The sequence below is a fragment of the Streptomyces canus 299MFChir4.1 genome (assembly GCF_000383615.1).
In the GTDB taxonomy this organism is placed as follows: domain Bacteria; phylum Actinomycetota; class Actinomycetes; order Streptomycetales; family Streptomycetaceae; genus Streptomyces; species Streptomyces canus_C.
The window spans coordinates 90,326-106,494 of the sequence record NZ_KB911611.1 but is presented as its reverse complement, the minus strand read 5'-3'; the positions used below and the strand labels follow the sequence as shown (position 1 = coordinate 106,494).

14 protein-coding genes and 6 pseudogenes are annotated in these 16,169 nt (G+C 67.5%); 12 read left to right on the top strand and 8 right to left on the bottom strand.

Features of this window, described 5'->3' with window-relative positions:
• Positions 1-86 precede the first annotated feature (86 nt).
• Entirely contained in the window at positions 87-1,205 is a 1,119-nt protein-coding gene (locus tag H293_RS0138375; RefSeq protein ID WP_310591947.1) for an IS630 family transposase, read from the top strand.
• A 31-nt stretch (positions 1,206-1,236) separates the two neighbouring features.
• Complete coding sequence (locus tag H293_RS55700; RefSeq protein ID WP_020124820.1) at positions 1,237-1,557, top strand: MafI family immunity protein; 321 nt, start codon at positions 1,237-1,239, stop codon at positions 1,555-1,557.
• A gap of 171 nt (positions 1,558-1,728) precedes the next feature.
• On the opposite strand, the pseudogene H293_RS60595 reads toward H293_RS55700, so the two are convergent.
• Positions 1,729-1,884 (bottom strand): annotated as a pseudogene (locus H293_RS60595) (transposase domain-containing protein); the annotation flags it as partial.
• A gap of 507 nt (positions 1,885-2,391) precedes the next feature.
• On the opposite strand from H293_RS60595, the gene H293_RS55690 reads away from it, so the two are divergent.
• Positions 2,392-2,673 (top strand): WhiB family transcriptional regulator, encoded by a 282-nt coding sequence (locus H293_RS55690; RefSeq protein WP_078612802.1) that lies wholly within the window; start codon positions 2,392-2,394, stop codon positions 2,671-2,673.
• 203 nt (positions 2,674-2,876) lie between these two features.
• Here the strand turns inward: H293_RS55690 and H293_RS62020 are convergent.
• Positions 2,877-3,082 (bottom strand): annotated as a pseudogene (locus tag H293_RS62020) (IS701 family transposase); the annotation flags it as partial.
• A gap of 179 nt (positions 3,083-3,261) precedes the next feature.
• A pseudogene (locus H293_RS59355) lies at positions 3,262-3,856 on the bottom strand (IS701 family transposase); the annotation flags it as partial.
• A 185-nt stretch (positions 3,857-4,041) separates the two neighbouring features.
• On the opposite strand from H293_RS59355, the pseudogene H293_RS60585 reads away from it, so the two are divergent.
• Positions 4,042-4,268 (top strand): annotated as a pseudogene (locus H293_RS60585) (hypothetical protein); the annotation flags it as partial.
• 15 nt (positions 4,269-4,283) lie between these two features.
• Here H293_RS60585 and H293_RS0138360 read toward each other — a convergent pair.
• Complete coding sequence (locus H293_RS0138360) at positions 4,284-4,883, bottom strand: TetR/AcrR family transcriptional regulator (RefSeq protein ID WP_020123094.1); 600 nt, start codon at positions 4,881-4,883, stop codon at positions 4,284-4,286.
• Positions 4,884-4,994: 111 nt separating this feature from the next.
• Here H293_RS0138360 and H293_RS0138355 point away from each other — a divergent pair, with 111 nt between their 5' ends.
• Both H293_RS0138355 and H293_RS0138350 read left to right on the top strand, forming a co-directional pair.
• Positions 4,995-5,963, top strand: coding sequence for an NADP-dependent oxidoreductase (locus H293_RS0138355; RefSeq protein WP_020123093.1), 969 nt, complete (start codon positions 4,995-4,997; stop codon positions 5,961-5,963).
• Positions 5,964-6,081: 118 nt separating this feature from the next.
• A complete protein-coding gene (locus H293_RS0138350; RefSeq protein ID WP_020123092.1) occupies positions 6,082-6,927 on the top strand; it encodes an alpha/beta fold hydrolase in 846 nt (281 codons plus the stop codon).
• Here H293_RS0138350 and H293_RS58655 read toward each other — a convergent pair.
• Both H293_RS58655 and H293_RS0138345 read right to left on the bottom strand, forming a co-directional pair.
• Complete coding sequence (locus H293_RS58655) at positions 6,902-7,063, bottom strand: hypothetical protein (protein WP_158694495.1); 162 nt, start codon at positions 7,061-7,063, stop codon at positions 6,902-6,904. The two genes, H293_RS0138350 and H293_RS58655, sit on opposite strands and share 26 nt — an antisense overlap.
• Positions 7,060-7,413, bottom strand: a complete 354-nt coding sequence (locus H293_RS0138345) for a hypothetical protein (RefSeq protein ID WP_020123091.1) — start codon at positions 7,411-7,413, stop codon at positions 7,060-7,062. The genes H293_RS58655 and H293_RS0138345 overlap by 4 nt, the downstream gene beginning before the upstream one ends.
• Before the next feature lie 275 nt (positions 7,414-7,688).
• On the opposite strand from H293_RS0138345, the gene H293_RS50835 reads away from it, so the two are divergent.
• The gene (locus H293_RS50835; protein WP_106968507.1) at positions 7,689-8,702 is read left to right on the top strand and encodes a glycoside hydrolase family 26 protein; all 1,014 of its coding nucleotides are present in this window, start codon (positions 7,689-7,691) and stop codon (positions 8,700-8,702) included.
• Between the two features lie 368 nt (positions 8,703-9,070).
• On the opposite strand, the gene H293_RS0138335 is transcribed toward H293_RS50835, so the two are convergent.
• Positions 9,071-10,270 (bottom strand): MFS transporter, encoded by a 1,200-nt coding sequence (locus H293_RS0138335; RefSeq protein WP_051138215.1) that lies wholly within the window; start codon positions 10,268-10,270, stop codon positions 9,071-9,073.
• Between the two features lie 233 nt (positions 10,271-10,503).
• Between H293_RS0138335 and H293_RS0138330 the strand changes: the two genes are divergently transcribed.
• A complete protein-coding gene (locus H293_RS0138330) occupies positions 10,504-11,469 on the top strand; it encodes an alpha/beta fold hydrolase (RefSeq protein ID WP_020123088.1) in 966 nt (321 codons plus the stop codon).
• 75 nt (positions 11,470-11,544) lie between these two features.
• Here H293_RS0138330 and H293_RS0138325 read toward each other — a convergent pair whose 3' ends face one another.
• The gene (locus H293_RS0138325) at positions 11,545-12,180 is read right to left on the bottom strand and encodes a TetR/AcrR family transcriptional regulator (protein ID WP_020123087.1); all 636 of its coding nucleotides are present in this window, start codon (positions 12,178-12,180) and stop codon (positions 11,545-11,547) included.
• Between the two features lie 298 nt (positions 12,181-12,478).
• Here H293_RS0138325 and H293_RS55675 point away from each other — a divergent pair.
• The 4 genes and pseudogenes from H293_RS55675 to H293_RS0138310 all read left to right on the top strand — a co-directional run.
• Positions 12,479-12,646 (top strand): annotated as a pseudogene (locus H293_RS55675) (dTDP-glucose 4,6-dehydratase); the annotation flags it as partial.
• A 47-nt stretch (positions 12,647-12,693) separates the two neighbouring features.
• A pseudogene (locus tag H293_RS0138320) lies at positions 12,694-13,020 on the top strand (transposase); the annotation flags it as partial.
• Positions 13,021-13,466: 446 nt separating this feature from the next.
• Positions 13,467-14,246, top strand: a complete 780-nt coding sequence (locus H293_RS0138315; protein WP_020123085.1) for an aspartate/glutamate racemase family protein — start codon at positions 13,467-13,469, stop codon at positions 14,244-14,246.
• Positions 14,247-14,254: 8 nt separating this feature from the next.
• Positions 14,255-16,168: a flavin-containing monooxygenase gene (locus tag H293_RS0138310; protein WP_020123084.1), complete on the top strand. Its 1,914-nt coding sequence runs from the start codon at positions 14,255-14,257 to the stop codon at positions 16,166-16,168.
• Position 16,169 lies beyond the last annotated feature (1 nt).

The window sequence follows — 16,169 nt, the reverse complement described above, 5'->3', positions numbered from 1 at the left end:
CTAGTGCTCTGACCGGGAAGGTTCGCCGGGTTGATGTTGGGGGCGGTTGGATGTGCGGTGACGTCCGTCTGATCGTTGGGGGTGTGGTGTCTGAGCCTGTCCGTGTACGCAGGTTGACCGATCAGGAGGGGCAGAAGCTTCAGCAGATCGTGCGTCGGGGCACCACCAGTTCGGTGCGGTACCGGCGCGCGATGATGCTGCTGGCTTCGGCCGGCGGGAACCGGGTGCCAGTGATCGCGAAGCTGGTGCAGGCCGACGAGGACACCGTCCGGGATGTGATCCACCGGTTCAACGAGATCGGGCTGGCCTGCTTGGACCCTCGGTGGGCGGGAGGCCGTCCCCGCCTGCTCAGTCCTGACGATGAGGACTTCGTCGTCCAGACGGCCATCGCCCGCCCGACCAAGCTGGGACAGCCCTTCACCCGCTGTTCCATCCGCAAACTCGCCGCCTACCTGCGGAAAGTGCACGGCCGTGTCATACGGATCGGCCGTGAGGCGTTACGGTGCCTGCTCGTGCGCCGCGGCGTCACCTTCCAGCGGACCAAAACATGGAAGGAGTCCCCGGACCCCGAGCGCGACGCCAAGCTCGACCGCATCGAACACGTTCTGGACCGCTTCCCTGACCGGGTCTTCGCGTTCGACGAGTTCGGTCCGCTCGGCATCCGCCCCACCGTCGGCTCGTCCTGGGCGCCTACCGGTCACCCTGAACGGCACCCTGCCACCTACCACCGCACCCACGGCGTTCGCTACTTCCACGGCTGCTACTCCGTCGGCGACGACACCCTGTGGGGCATCAACCGCCGCAAGAAGGGAGCCGGCAACACCCTGGCCGCATTCAGGTCGATTCGCGCGGCCCGCCCCGACGGCGCCCCGATCTACGTCATCCTGGACAACCTGTCCGCCCACAAGGGCGAACAGATCCGACGCTGGGCGAGGAAGAACAGGGTCGAGCTGTGCTTCACGCCGACCTACGCGTCCTGGGCCAACCCGATCGAGGCTCACTTCGGGCCGTTGCGGCAGTTCACCGTCGCCAACTCTCACCACAGCAACCACATCGTCCATACCCGGGCCCTGCACGCATACCTGCGATGGCGCAACAAGAATGCCCGGCATCCCGACGTCCTCGCCGCCCAGCGGAAGGAGCGTGCCCGCATTCGCAGCGAGAAGGGCCTCCACTGGGGCGGACGTCCAACGAAAGTCGCGTGATCCCACTCATGGCACCGGCGACACTGGCGCCATGACCCATGATCGTGAGGCTCTGCAGGGCAGTTGGAATCAGACCCGTGACCACCTCGACGCCGCCCGAGCCCACCTCACACGCCTGCCGGACATCGATCTCTCAGCGACGCTGGAGTTCCTGGAGCACAACGAACTGGGACTCGCCTTCGACTGCTTGGTCGATCTCGGTGACGACCTCGACATGCCCCTCAGTTTCTGGCGACACCTGGACCGAGCGGCTCGTGAGATGCGGCTTTACAGCGCTGCGCTGCGCAGGCCCCATCTCACAGCTGCCGACTTCTGTCGCCGTCACCTCGCCGCTGCCTCCGAGCAGGAATGATCCGCCAACCCGGCGAACCTTCCCGGTCAGCCGCGTAGAAGGCGCCCTGAGTGTCCGGTGCGGCAACAGGACGGCACACCCTCGCGAACAGCTGCCGCAGCGGCGCACCCCCCCCAGCTGGGACCTGGCTTTCCAGATCGCCGCCGTACTCGGCACCACCCACGACGTCCGCCTACGCCGCGCAGCCTGCAGACCTGCGGTCAGCAGCCGCGCGACCTCCTCATAGCTCTGCCCGGAGAACAGGCACATCGCCAACACGAAGTAGACCACCAGCCGGGTCGGCAACAGCCGGTTCCGCTGCTCCACCCGCCCCGTCTCCGCCAGCACCTCATCCACAAGCGACTGAGGAAACGCCGGGGTCAGCACCCCGACCGCGACCCGGTCCGACAACCGCTCACCAGATGACTTCGGATCTTCGTGATGCGGCTGGGGTCGAGGTTGACCCGGCGCAGGCCAAGTGAAGCCAGGGGGTTCGGTGTTGACATCGGAAGAAGACCGGGGCAAGCTCACTGCACGGGAGAACGTTCTATCTTTTGGACCTGCTGGGGGTTTCGCCTTGGAAGCAAGGTGCCGGTGTGCAGCCCTCGGCACCACTGCACCCGGACCAAGGCCGCACGCCGCTCCGAAATCGCCCAGCAGCCCACGGACCGCCGCGCGGCACAGTCCTGGTCAGCCGGTCGGAAAAGGTCGCCATCATTCTGCCGGTGATCGCCGGAAGGAACTCATCGAGCGGGTCAGTCGTGCCCACAGCCGACCAGCGGCTGGTCCCGGCGAAACGCCAGGGAACCACGGCACGCTGCACAGTTCTTGACCAGAGTGGAGGAGAAGGCTGTTGTGGCCAGCACTCATTGGATCGAAAACGCCGCGTGCCGGGACAGTGACCCGGACGAGCTGTTTGCCGAGAGTGCCCGACAGAATCGGGCTAAAGCGGTATGTGGCGGATGTGTCGTGCGTACGGAGTGCCTGGCCGAAGCCCTCGACACCCGTATCGAGTTCGGGGTATGGGGCGGCATGACCGAGCGCGAACGCAGAGCACTGCTAAATCGTCGCCCGAACGTCACCTCATGGCGAACGGTCCTCGAGCAAGCGCACAAGGCATCGTCCCGTGTCGGCTGACCACCGGCAGCCGGCCGCTGCAGAACCGCGGGAATCAGCGCAGCAGATGCACTATCCGCTCTGCCGCTTCCCGGCGCGGCCTGTCACTGGCGAGATGCGACAACTACAGGTAGTAGTGCTTCGCTAGGTTCTGGATCGTCTGCGGTGGGTTCGTGGGCTGGGCAGGGGCCGGCCGCAGCTGGTGGAGGCACCGGTCCAGCACCTCAGCAGGTTCTGAAGAACGTCAAGGCCCTGGTAGAGGGGCAGGCCGGTGTATGGGCTTTTGGGTCGAGCCGCCTGAGGGTGAGGAATGCCTGGGCGGCAGTGACGAGGGTGACGTGGTGGTGCCAGCCGCGCCAGGTGCGGCCCTCGAAGTGGTTCCAGGCCGAGGCCGTGCTTTGAGTCCGCGGTAGTCGTGTTCGATCCGCCGGCAAGGGCACGATGACCTCACGGTCCTCCTGCGCCGCAGCCAGGGACTGCTTGCCCGCGCGGGCCGCGCGGTCAGCACCGCGAACCGTGAGGTCATCGTGCCCTTGCTGCCTTGCTGCCTTGCTGCCTTGCTGCCTTGTTGCCTTGTTGCCTTGTTGCCTTGTTGCCTTGTTGCCTTGTTGCCTTGTTGCCCTGGCGCCAGGTCACCTCGGTGAACCGGTCGGCGCCGGCCTCGACCGCGAGGGCAGAGACGGCTCGCGGTGGCGTCCGGTAGCGGGGCAGCGTCGGCGGACTGGGCCCGCCGTAAGCGGGCTGATGCGGCTCGGCATCCTCTGGGTGGGCGACTTGTTTCCCGTTCAGGGCGCGAACATAGGCCAGCCCTCGCTCCTCAAGACCGACCCGGAAGGGGGTGCTGACGCCGTAGCCGACATCGGCGACCACGACGGGTGCCTTCAACTGCCAGTCGGTGAGCGTGTCGAGCAGGCTGAGCGCGAGACGCCAGTTCTCCGGGTGGGCGACATCATCGGGGGACTCCCGCCCTGCGGCATCGGTCCCGCTGGTCCGTCCACTCGCGCGGCAGATACAACTGCCAGTGCAACGCGCATGAGGCAGTGTCGGTGCCGGCGTGGACGCTGACCGAGACCTGGCAGTTCACCCGTTTGCCGACGGCTCCGCAGTACTGGCGCGCAACGCCGACCGACGCTCTGCCGCACTTGGGGAACGACACGTCGTCGCCCACCCACACCTTGGGCGTGGTCACCTCGGTCAGCCGCTGGAGCGGCATGGACCCCTCCTCGGTGTATACAGCTGGCGCATCCTCGGTGTACGACCGGTGCGGCTGCCCCTCGGTCATGAGGCGTGCCGAGCGGCCGAGGCGCACTGACTTGCCGTTCCGGCAACCTCGTCGCGGGCGCGGTGTTGGCCTTCGCGGGCGCGCGTCGGTTGAAGCCCGACGATGACTCCAGCCTTCACATCGTGGGGTTCTACCCGTCTCTGCACCTGAATCCTGCGGACAACTACCGTGGCTGGGGTCGTTCGACGCCGCCACCGAACACATCGACGCGGCCAGGGAGCACGCCCCGAACCTCCCCTAGGACGCGTACGGAACCTTTCTGCGCACCGCTATCGCACAGGTGGCCGAGGCCATCGCCGCTCGCCGGCGGACCTCTGACCGAACGCGCCGGTGAGCGCCCGCGCCCCCCTCACGGGGAAGAGGGCGGCGGCTGGGGCAGCGGGTGGGCTCCCGCGGGGCGCAGGCCGTCGAAGATGATCGCGAGGTAGCGCTGCCAGAGGTCGGGTGGGGCGTCCGGCAGGGAACTCGCCGCGTGCTTCGGCGCGCACATCAGCGCCACGACATCCGCTCCGGTGATGTCCGCGCGCACCGCGCCGTACGAACGCGCGCGCTCGACCAGCACATGGACGTGCCGGAACAGCCGCTCCTGGGCCCGGGACAGCTCAGGGACAAGCTCGGCCGCGCGCTGGAGGTACACCAGGTCGAAGTGCTGCATCTCGCGCGCCACAACGGACAGGAACTCCAGCAGCGCGGCTCCCGCATCGGGGGCGTTGAGCAGTTCTCCACCCGTCTCGGTGAGCGCGGCGATCCGGTCGAGGACGATCGCGGCGATGAGGTCGTCTTTGGTCGCGAAATGCCGGAAGACCGTGCCTTTGCCGACGCCGGCCCGGCGGGCGATGTCGGCCACCGACACGTCCAGCCCTCGCACGTCGAACTCGTCCGCCGCGGCGGCGAGCAGCAGCTTCCGGTTTCTGGCGGCATCCGCGCGCAGCGGTCGGGGCGAGGTCACACGCAGAGACTAGCAAGTTGACCGCTCAGTCCGTTTAGGGTTACGGTCCTTTCATAACCGGACCGCATGGTCAGGTTACTGTGCATGAGACCCACGTAGGGAGCGCTATCCATGAAGGCCGTCGTCGCGCACGCATACGGACCGCCCGAGGAGTTCACGGTGCAGGAGGTACCGGTACCCCGACCTGGGCCCGGTCAGATCCAGGTCCGGATCGCCGCCGCCTCGCTCAACCCGACCGACATGCGGCTGCCCGGCGGTGAGTACCGCGCGCTCGTGGACCTGCCGTTCCCGCACATACCGGGCAACGACTTCGCCGGGACGGTGAGCGAGGTCGGTCCCGGCGTCACCGCCTTCCAGGTGGGTGACGAGATCTTCGGCGAGGCCGTTCCCCGCGCCCTGCGCGCGGTGGCCGACCCGTCCCGTCCCTCGCTGAGCACGGGCTCGCTCGCCGAGTACGCGGTCTTCGAGGCAGACACTCCGCTGATCGCGCACCGCCCGGCGGGCCTGTCCGCGCCGGACGCCGCCGCCGTGGCGACCGCGGGCCTGACCGCGCTGTCAGTGATCGGATCGGCCGAGGTGAAGGAGGGCGAGAGCGTCCTCGTCGTCGGCGCGACCGGTGGCGTCGGCACCGCCGTGGTCCCGCTGCTCGCCGCCGCCGGGGCGCGCGTGATCGCCACGGGCACCCCTGCGGACGCTGACGTCCTGCGCGAGCTGGGGGCGAGCGAGGTCATCGGCTACGCGGCCAGCGAGTACCCCGCGGACCTCGACGTCGCGTTGAACCTGACGCTGCCCGATGACCGGCTGGCCGGACTCGCCCGGACACTTCGGCCCGGCGGTCGCCTGATCACGATCATCTTCCCGCCGCCCGCGCCGGAGGTCCTCGGCCGCGACGACGTGGAGCTGCGCTTCCTGCTCGACCTGGGCGGGGAGTTCGGCGGCATGCGCGAGGTCGGCGCACTCGCGGTGGACGGCCGGCTGCCCGTGACCATCAGCGGCCGCTACACCCTCGACCAGGGCCCGCAGGCATGTGTCGACCTGGTCCGCACGCACACCCTGGGCAAGCTCGTCGTCACCATGTGAGCGACGGCCGGCCGGCGTCCCGATCCCGTCCTCATCCGCATCGGTACACCCGCAGGCGAGCGGCGGCCTCCCACACCCCTGTCCTGATCCGCCCGACAGAAAGCGAGGTGGTCCGATCATGGCCGCCGACCCGTCCGCCCCACCCGAGCTGTCTGAATACGTCCGGTCCGTCAACGGGATCGAACTGCACGTCACGGAAGCCGGCTCGGGTGCGCCGCTGCTGATGCTCCACGGCGTCGGCGTGGACGCTTCCGCACAGCGCCGCGAGATCGAGGCACTGGCCCGCTCCCACCGGGTCATCGCGCCCGACCTGCGCGGCCACGGGCGCAGCACACGTCCTGCCGCCTTTTCGCTGCGCGACCACGTCGACGACATGATCGGTCTGCTGGACGAGCTGGGCCTTGCCCGGACCGCCGTGCTGGGCGGCTCGATGGGCAGCTACGTGGCACAGGCTCTGGCGCTCGCCGTACCGCAGCGCGTAAGCGAGTTGATCCTGGTGGTGGCCACGTCCCACGGCCGCACGTCCTCCACGGACCGCGTGCTCGCTGAACACGCCGACGAGCTGCGGGGACTCTCCCGTGAACAACAGCAGCAGTGGCTCAGCGCCCGCCTGTTCGCGCCGGAGACCCCGCCGTCCGTCCGCGACCAGGTGCGTGACTGGTACGTCTCGCGGTACAGCCTCGGGCTGGCGCTGAGCCCGGAGCAGATCGAGGCCGCCAACAAAGCCGTCCTCGGGTTCGACTTCCGGGCCGACCTGCCCACCCTTGAGATCCCCACCCTGCTGATCAGCGGACGCCACGACATTCTCAACCCGGCGGCGGAGGCCGAGCAGATGGCCCGGCTGCTGCCCTCGGCCCGCCTGGAGGTGTTCGAGCACTCCGGCCACCTGCCGTCCCTGGAGGAACCGGAGCGCTTCGACTCCACCGTCCTCGCCTTCCTCACTGAGCACACGGCGGTGTCCTGACCGCATTCGCCAACGGCCGGCGACGCGGAGTGAGCGTGCGGTCCTTGATCTCGGCGACAATGCCGTTGAAGGGCACGTTGTCGGTCGCGGCCGCCGCGAACCCCATGCCGGTGAGGGCGACTTGGACGCCGGTCACACCGGAGGCCGGTTCTCTCTTCGAGATGGTGGGGCCGGAGGGGGCCACCGAGAACGAGTCGGTGGCCTCACGCTCTTCCCGGCCACGGTCGCGGCCACCTTCCCGCTCACCGCATCCGCGGGCACGGTCACCACGAGGCGGGTGGCCAAGGCGGAGGTGACGGTGGCGGCCTTGCCGCCGAAGGTCACGGCATTGTCGGGGCCGGCCAGGGTGACCCTGGCACTCGCCTTGGCCCTGCCCGGTACCACGGACTGCACCAACAGCGTGTTGGAGGCATACCGGTCGATGCCCAGCCGGTTGCCGGCCTTGCCGTAGCGGTAGCGGGCGGTCTCGTCATCGGGGTCGCTCACGCCGACCGCGGGCCGGGCATCCCCACCCAGGAGAGAGAAAATCCTCGGTTACCGAGTGACCGGCGGCCCGGGGCGGCACCGGCATTGGGCTCGCCATCGTGTGATGGGTTGCCGAACCGCGCGGCGGAAGCACCGACGCCGCCGCATCAGCCCAGGGGGAGCACTCGTGGAACTCACACTCTTCGAGTACGTCCCTTCTCGACTGTTTCGGCGTCTTGATCGTCTCCTCATCAAGACCGCGGCATCGTAGAGACGTGAACAGACACTTCAGGCCCATGTATGCCGCCGCCTCCCAGCCACCACTGCGCAGCGCGCCGAGCAGACGCTTCGTCAGGACTGCCGCCGCGCTGGTACTGCTCGTGACAGTCACTGCACTCGCCGGCGCGTGTGCCGGCCCAGAACCTGACGCGCGCGCCCCGCTGCAGGCCCCTGCCCCGACGCCAAGTCCATCGACGGCTCAAGAAGCTCCTCTCGTGCCTGCGCACGGAGCGCTTCTCGGTCACTACTACGGTGCGGGTTCGATCGCCCAGACGGACGCCCGCATCGGACGCAAACCGGCGGTGCATCTCACCTACTACAGCTGGCTGGACGACTGGGCAGGTTCCCCGACCACCCGCGCGGACTTCGCCGACGGGCGTATTCCGCTGGTCAACTGGGAGCCGTTCGGCGCCGACTTCGACGACATCGTCAACGGCGACCTGGACGCGACGATCCGGCAGCGCGCGGACGGCGCCAAGGCACTGGGCAAGCCGTTCTTCCTCGACTTCGCGGCCGAGATGAACGAGGAGGAAGGCTGGGGCGGACACGACGCGAAGAAGTACATCGCCGCCTACCGCCACATTCATGACATCTTCGTGCAGCGAGGCGCGACGAACGTGGTCTGGGCATGGTGCCCGAATGTCACCGACAGTCCCGACGCTCCGTCGGCGCTGGCCTATTACCCCGGCGATCACTACGTCGACTGGACCGGCGTCGACGGATACAACTGGGGCACGTCCGATCCGGACTTCCAGTGGCAGAGCTTCGACGATCTTTTCGCCGACATCTACGCCAAGCTGGCCACCAAGGGCAAACCCATCATCATCGCAGAGACGGCCTCCGACGAGACGGGGGGCAGCAAGGCGTCATGGATCAACGACGTCATCCCGACACTGATGACCAAGTTTCCCCTGATCAAAGCCCTCGTGTGGTTCGACGTAGACAAGGAACGTCACTGGCAGATCAACTCCTCACCCCTGTCTCTCACGTCGTACCAACGCATGGCACAGGATCCCTATCTCAATCCCTGACCTGCCCCGCCAGGGAGGCGTGACTCACGCCCGGTGTTCCACACCCTCTCGCCACGGGTGGCGATGGTGTGGGAAGCCTTCAGGTCGGCGTGGGCAACGACCCCGCACCCCCGGCCGATGTAAAGTCCCTGGTCGGCACGGTTTAGTTGAGCGGCTGGTGCCGGACGGGCGGTGGGAGATCTTGCCGCTGTCGCTGTCTGCTCCGCCGGTTTCCCTCGCCTGGTCGAACCGACGCAAATATACGGCATTTGAATGGGGTCACGGTAGGGTCGCCGTAGCCGGGGAACAGCGCGAAGCGCGCCCTGGACCCGCCATGACGTCGGGCCATGGGGCGGCCCGGCCAGCGCAGGTGAACCGCCGGAAGCCCTCTACCGTCCCTGGGGAAACGCCGTCCGACGGCCCCAGCCGACGAGTGCGAGGGCGACGAGCGCCAGCGCTGTCACCCCTGTGGGAAGCATTCGGGCCCCGATCCCGTCGACCACGACGGCGCCGAGAGCGCCGCCGCCGAAGATCGCGAGGTTGAAGGACGTGGTGAGCAGCGAGTTACCCACGTCGGCGTTCTCGCCCGTTGCCTCGCCCATGGCTGTCTGCAGGTGTGTCGCCGCTCCGCCGAATGCGACGCCCCACACGACGAGAGCGACGAGTGCGACGGCGAGTGAGCCCTGGGCGAGCAGGAGCACCGCCCCGGTGACGGCGAAGAGCGCCACGCTCGTCATCGTGAGAATGCGCAGCGCGCGGTCGATGAACTGGCCGGTGATCCAGATGCCGACCAGAGCGGCGACACCGAAGACGATCAGGGCCAGGTCCGGGCGGAGGGCGATCTCTGCCTCGCGCAGATACGGGGCGATGTAGGTGTAGAGGAGATTGTGAGCGAGCATCCAGATGAAGACGACCGCCAGGATGGTCCGTACGCCGGGAAGCCGCGCCACGCCCGTCAACGGTAGCTGTGTCTGCGCCGGTTGCCCCGGGACGTCGGGGACGAGGCCGCGCGCGGCGGTCATGATGAGCGCGGCCAGCAGGGACATCACGGCGAAGGACCACCGCCAGCCGAGCACGCTGCCGAGCCAGGTTCCCAGCGGTGTTCCGACGGACAGCGCCACCGGCGTCCCGGTCATGGCGATGGCCAGCGCCCGCCCGGCATGCCGGGGCGCGGCTATGCGGCGGGCGTAACCGGCGAGCATGCCCCAGAGCAGGCCGGAGAAGGCGCCCGCGATGAACCGGCCGACCAGGGCGACCGCGAGTGAGGGAGCCAGAGCGGTGACGGCGTTCGCCGCCAGGAACCCGAACAGACCCATCAGAAGCAGTGGATGTCGGCGGACCTTGCGGGTCACCGTGATCGCGGGTATGGCCGCGAGCACCGTACCGATCGCGTACGCGCTCACCAACTGTCCCGCACTGCCCTCGGACACGCCCAGCCCCACGGCCAGTTGAGGGAGCAGCCCGGCGGGCAGCGTCTCCGTCGTGATGACGAGGAAACCGGTGCAAGCCATCACGAGGAGCGCGGTCAGGGGAAGCTTGCCCTCCTCCCGCGGAGGGGCTTGAGCGGGGACGGGAAGTCCTGTGGGCACGAGGGGGTGTCTCCTCACATAATTTCGGATTGCCTGATCCGATATTGACCTGGGCGTGCTCGCATGTCAATATCGGAACGTGCGATCCGAAATCGGGCGAGCCGTCGTCGACGCGGCTGAACAGGCGTTTGCGGCAAGGCGCCACCGGCCGGACGGCGTCCGCCCCCTCCCCACTCGTGAGTCGCTGGACCCGTGTGAGCGCTCATGACCTGTCGAAAGGACAACCCGCCTACATGACCACCCCCACCACCCTCGCGGCTCAGCCGACAAGCCCAGTAGAGCCGTTAGGCTTCGGCACCGTCACCGGCGTACCGGACCTGCCCGCAGGCTTCGCGGACGTCTTCTCCAGCAGCTACGTCGACACCGGTTCGGTGCGCCTGCACACCGTTGTCGGAGGCAGGGGACCGGCCCTGCTGCTGATCGGCGGCTGGCCCCAGTTCTGGTACCAGTGGCGCCACGTCATGCTGCCGCTCGCCGAGCAGTACACGGTCGTGGTCGCCGATCCGCGCGGGACCGGCCTGTCCGACAAGCCGGTGACCGGCTACGACTCGGCGACGTGCGCGCAGGATTTCCACCGGCTGATGGAGCGGCTCGGTCACGAGCGCTTCGCCGTCGTCGGACACGACATCGGCATGTGGACCGCCTACGCCATGGCGGTGGACACGCCCGGTCGTGTCCAGCGGATGGCGCTCGTGGACGCGATCATTCCCGGCGTCTCCCCGTCGCCCCCGCTGCTGGGCGACCGGCGCACCAGCGACTTCCTGTGGCACTTCAACTTCAACCGTGCCCACGACGTCAACGAGCAGCTCGTCCAAGGCCGTGAAGACGTCTACTTCGGCTACCAGTTCGCCACCAAGGCAGCCACCCCCACAGCCATTCCCTCCACCGCCGTGGATGTGTACGTCGAGGCGATCCGTCTGCCCGGAGCTCTGCGAGCCAGCTTCGAGTACTACCGGGCCATCGACGAGACCATGACGCAGACCGTGCTGCGCAAGCAGAACAAACTCACCATTCCCGTCCTGGCCGTCGCCGGCGACGCGCTCGGCGGGGAGAACGTGGAGAGGGAAGTCCGCTCTCTGGCCGACGATGTCACCGGTGTCGTCATTGCGAACTGCGGACATTTCGTGGCGGAGGAGGCGCCGGAAGCGTTCCTCAACGCTCTGCGGCCGTTCCTGGAGCCGTACCGCACGGCCGAATGACCTGACCGTACGGCCGCTCGCGATCCTCTGCGCGGCGCACATCGCGTCGCGCAGAGGACGCGACCGCCGAGTCCGTCACGACCTGGCCGTGCTCGATCCGGCCGTGCTGTCGGCCGGAGTCCAGAGGCGGAGGAGGGCGTCCGCCGCGGCGTGCAGTTCCTGTGCTGCCACGCCATCGCGGACCTGGGTGGAGATGCCGAGCAGAAAACCGTGGATCATGGTGGTGACCGCGTTCGTGTCGATGTCCTCGGGAAGTTCACCCCAGCCGACCCCGCGCACCACGGCGGCCCTGATGCGAGTGCGGTCGGTCGCGCGGCGTGCCGCGACGACCTCGCGGACGCCCGTGTCATGTCCGTCCTGGGCTTCCAGGGTTCCGGACAGGGCCACCAGGCAGCCGCGGGGGTGGGTGGGATCGGTCTGCATGTCGATCGACCCGTGCAGCAGGCGTGCGACAGCCTGATGCGGAGTCAGTGACTCGTCCGCGACGACGTCGGTCACACTGCCCGGCCCGCTGACGTAGTGCTCCACGGCCCGGGTGAACAGGCCTTCCTTGGAGCCGAAGGCCCCGTACAGACTCGCGGAGGACAGCCCGGTGGCTTCACGGAGCTGCGCCATCGAGGTTGCCTCGTAACCCTGTCGCCAGAACAGCAGCATGGCTGCGTCGAGAACGAGGCCCTCGTCGAAGGCGCGGGGGCGGCCGACTGATGACATCGCAGCCCTCCAAACTTCTAGATTGATCGATCCGAATTTACGCGTGGGGTCTGCGGCTGTCAAGACGGGCCACGTGCTGAGCATCACGCGGACCCGACGGCCGCCGCGCCGTGGCTGAGTCGAATCAACGGCCATTCCGCCGGCCTCCTGAGCGGCGCTGGCCGGGGCCGAACCGCGCAGTCCGCAGAGCCTCGCCCGGCGATGTCGCTACGGCAGGCCCAAGATGCGGACCGCGGGGAAGAAGGCGGCCGCGCAAGTTCGAACGAGGACCAACCCTTGAGATCGTTGTTCGCGTGTTCTGGCACACTTCGTCAAGCGACTTCTGCGATGTGAGGACATCGTTCAGGTCACCGTCCTGGACGCCCTGACGTACGCGGGGAACGTCGAAAACCTCGGGGAGGCGTTCCTCGATCCCGAGCTGGACTTCGTCGAAGGCGACATCCTCGACGCCGACCTGGTGGACAGCCTCATCAAACGGCACAGCCACGTCGTCCACTTCGCCGCCGAGTCCCACGGCCGGACGTGGTCGCCGGGGGCAAGGCCTACTCGTCCTGCGGCAACCATGCCCACCTGCGCAAACGCCGTATCAAGGCGGTCATCCCGGAGAAGAAGGACCAGGCCGCCAACCGGAAGAAGAAGGGCTCCAGAGGTGGTCGGCCCGTCAGTCACGACGCCGACCTCTACAAGGAGCGGAACACCGTCGAGCGTGCGATCAACAGGATGAAGGCGTGGCGGGGCATCGCCACCCGCTACGACAAGACTCCGGGGAGCTACCTCGCCGGCCTCCACCTCGGCGCCTCGATTATCTGGATCAAGGACCTCACGCAAACCTCTCTTTGATCACGACCGAATACGCTCCCTAACCTAATCGGGGTCGAAGGCTCGGGGAATTCCGGCCGGGCGATCGCGGTGCACCTGATCCTGAGGTCGACGCCCTCGCGGGAGGCCATGGCCGTGGAGGTCCCGGTCCTGATGACCTCCCAAGAGCGTCGCGCTCAGGTCGGCCGGGGCGAGAGGACCCATTCGATGGGCCGGCGACCGCCCGAGTCACCGCTCGGGAGACGTCAGTTGGCGGGCGATTCACGGATGGTGGAACTCGACTCATGGAACGCGACCATGTCATCATTGTCGTTCCTGCTAGCGGAACGGTTGACGGCCCATATAAGCCCATGTACCGTCTGCGGCAGATCAATGATCCGGCAAGCGGAACACTCGTGATCGGCATGTGAATAGGTCGACGTGATCGTATGAGAATTTGGTTTCAAAAACACACCGTCGAGGGCCGCATGCCACTTCTCGACAAGTGGTATGCGGATCATCTTTCAAGCGTGGTGAGTGACGACGTCACGATCGACATCCATACCCTCCCGGCTGAGGCATACCCGAAGAGCATTCCGGAGGGCGTGGTGCGCTTCGGGGCCGTAGAGACTTTCTTCAGTACTTACTTCGCACAGCAAGCCCTCGAGGCGGACCGGCAGGGCTATGACGCCTTCGTCATCGGCACGAGCCAAGATCCCGGTCTGCGCGAGGCCCGCACGCTCGCCAGGATCCCTGTCCTCGGTTACGGCGAGACTGCCTTCCACATTTCAGCAATGAGTGGCAACCGCTTCGGGGTGGTGGGCTTCATCCGGGAGCTGGCTGAGCCGATCCGGGAGAACGTCGCCGCCGCCGGTCTACTGCACCGGCTTTCGGGGTTCCACTATCTGCAAGGCGGACAGTCGAGCGTAGTGGCTGCTCTCGAGGGCGATCCCGAACGGTTCCTGCAGGATTTTCGGGCGTCCGCCCGCGAGGCGATCGCGGCGGGGGCTCAGGTCCTCATCCCGGGGGAAGGGTTGCCGAACGAGATCCTGTGGAGCCTAGGGGTCCACGACATCGACGGCGTGCCCATCATTGACGCGGACGGGCTGGTGGTGAGCACTGCAGAGTTCATGGTGCGCCTGACTCGGCACAACATCATGCGGCGCTCCCAGGTCGGCTACTGGATGGCGCAACCGGACGGCGACTACGTCGATCACCTGAGGTCGGTGTTCTGGAGTCGGCCGAGCCCTCCCCGAGAAGAGAGCTGATCCTGAACATGGACTTCTCCGCATCCTACAGCGACTCGCCGCTGCGCGCCGATCTCATCGAACGAGCCGTTGATGAGGCCGAGTTGCCCGCCCTCCTGGCCTGCCTGGCGGTGGCCACCGGCGACGAAAGCCTGATACCGGACCGACTTCGGCCGGATCCCCGACCGCTGGGGATAGTCCCGGCGCGGCAGGGCGGGCTGGATCAATCCTGCCAGCAAGAGGCACGCAGATTGGCCGTGGCCGCATTGCAGCGCCTGACGCAGCACGGCGCGACGCCCGAGCCAGGCCTGGTCGATCGTGCCATCGCCTTCATCTCGGGGCCGACAGACGCCTCTCAGCGCGATTTCCTGCGCGAGGAACTGGGGCTGGATGGGGACCTGCGTCGTCCGGGCTGGTCCCAGGAGCAGGTGGCACCGGGGCGTCGTCTGAGGGTCGCCGTCATCGGAGCGGGCTTGTCAGGACTGCTCGCGATGTATCGCCTGGCGCAGGTCGGCGTGGACTTCGTGGGGTTCGAACGGCGCAGTGACGTCGGGGGCGTGTGGTTCGACAACGACTATCCGGGCGCGCGTTTGGACGCCAACAACTTCCTTTACAGCTACTCCTTCGCGCAGAAGGCGGGCTGGAAGCACTACTACTCCTCCCGCGACGAGGTCCAGGATTACCTGCGTAGCATGGCCGACGCGTTCGGCGTCCGCCAGAAGATCCGCTTTGGTACCGCGGTGACCGGCATCGTCTTCGACGACGACCAGCGCGTGTGGCGGATCAGCTCCGATGGACCCGACGGTCCCACCGAGACACTCACGGACGTCGTCATCTCGGCGGTGGGGCAGCTCAGTGAGCCGAAGCTACCCGACATCCCTGGGCTCAAATCCTTCGCGGGCGAGTCGTGGCATACGGCTCGCTGGAACCATCGGTACCCGCTCACGGATAAGCGGGTCGCGGTTATCGGCACCGGCGCCAGCGCGTACCAGGTAGTGCCCTCGATCGCCGACGCCGTCGGACATCTCGACGTCTTCCAGCGCTCGGCACCATGGATGGTGCCGACCCCGACCTACCACGACGAGATGCCGCCCGGGCTCCGCTGGCTCTTCACCTGGGTACCGAATTACCACTCCTGGTACCGCTTCTACCAGTTCTGGCACAACGTGGAGGGACGCCGAAGGTTCGCCATCGTCGATCCCTCGTGGGACGTGCCAGGCTCGGTCTCGCCGGCCAGCGCGGAGCTACGCTCCTACCTCACCGACTACATCCGCGGTCAGTACGAGGACCGCCCGGACCTGGCACAGAACGTGGTGCCCGCCTACCCGCCCTACGGCAAGCGCATGCTCCGCGACAACGGGGTGTGGGCGAGCACACTGCACCGGGACAACGTCGCGCTCGTCACCCAGTCGATCTCCGAGATCGTCCCCTCCGGGGTCCGCACGTGCGACGGCCGGGTGCACGAGTGTGACGCGATCGTCTACGCCACCGGTTTTGTCGCCACCGACATGCTCAACACCCTCGGCGTGCGGGGCCGCGGTGGGCGACGCCTCTCCGAGGTGTGGGGGAGCGATCCGGCCGCTTACCTGGGCATCACCGTCCCGGGGTTTCCCAACTTCTTCTGCCTCTACGGACCCAACACCAATCTGGTCGTCAACGGCAGCATCGTGACGTTCTCCGAGTCCTCGGTGAACTACGTCATGTCCGCTCTCCATCTTCTGCTCGAGTCCCAGGCCCGGACGATGGAGGTCCGACAAGCGGTGCTGGACGACTTCGTGGCGATGGTCGACGAGGCGAACCGGCACATGGCCTGGGGCGTCGAGGGAGTCGACAACTGGTACAAGGCCGCTTCGGGCCGGGTCTCCCAGGTGTGGCCGCTCGAGGTCGCCGAGTACTGGCGCCTGACCCGACGTGCGGACGCCGACCACTTCGACCTCACCTGAC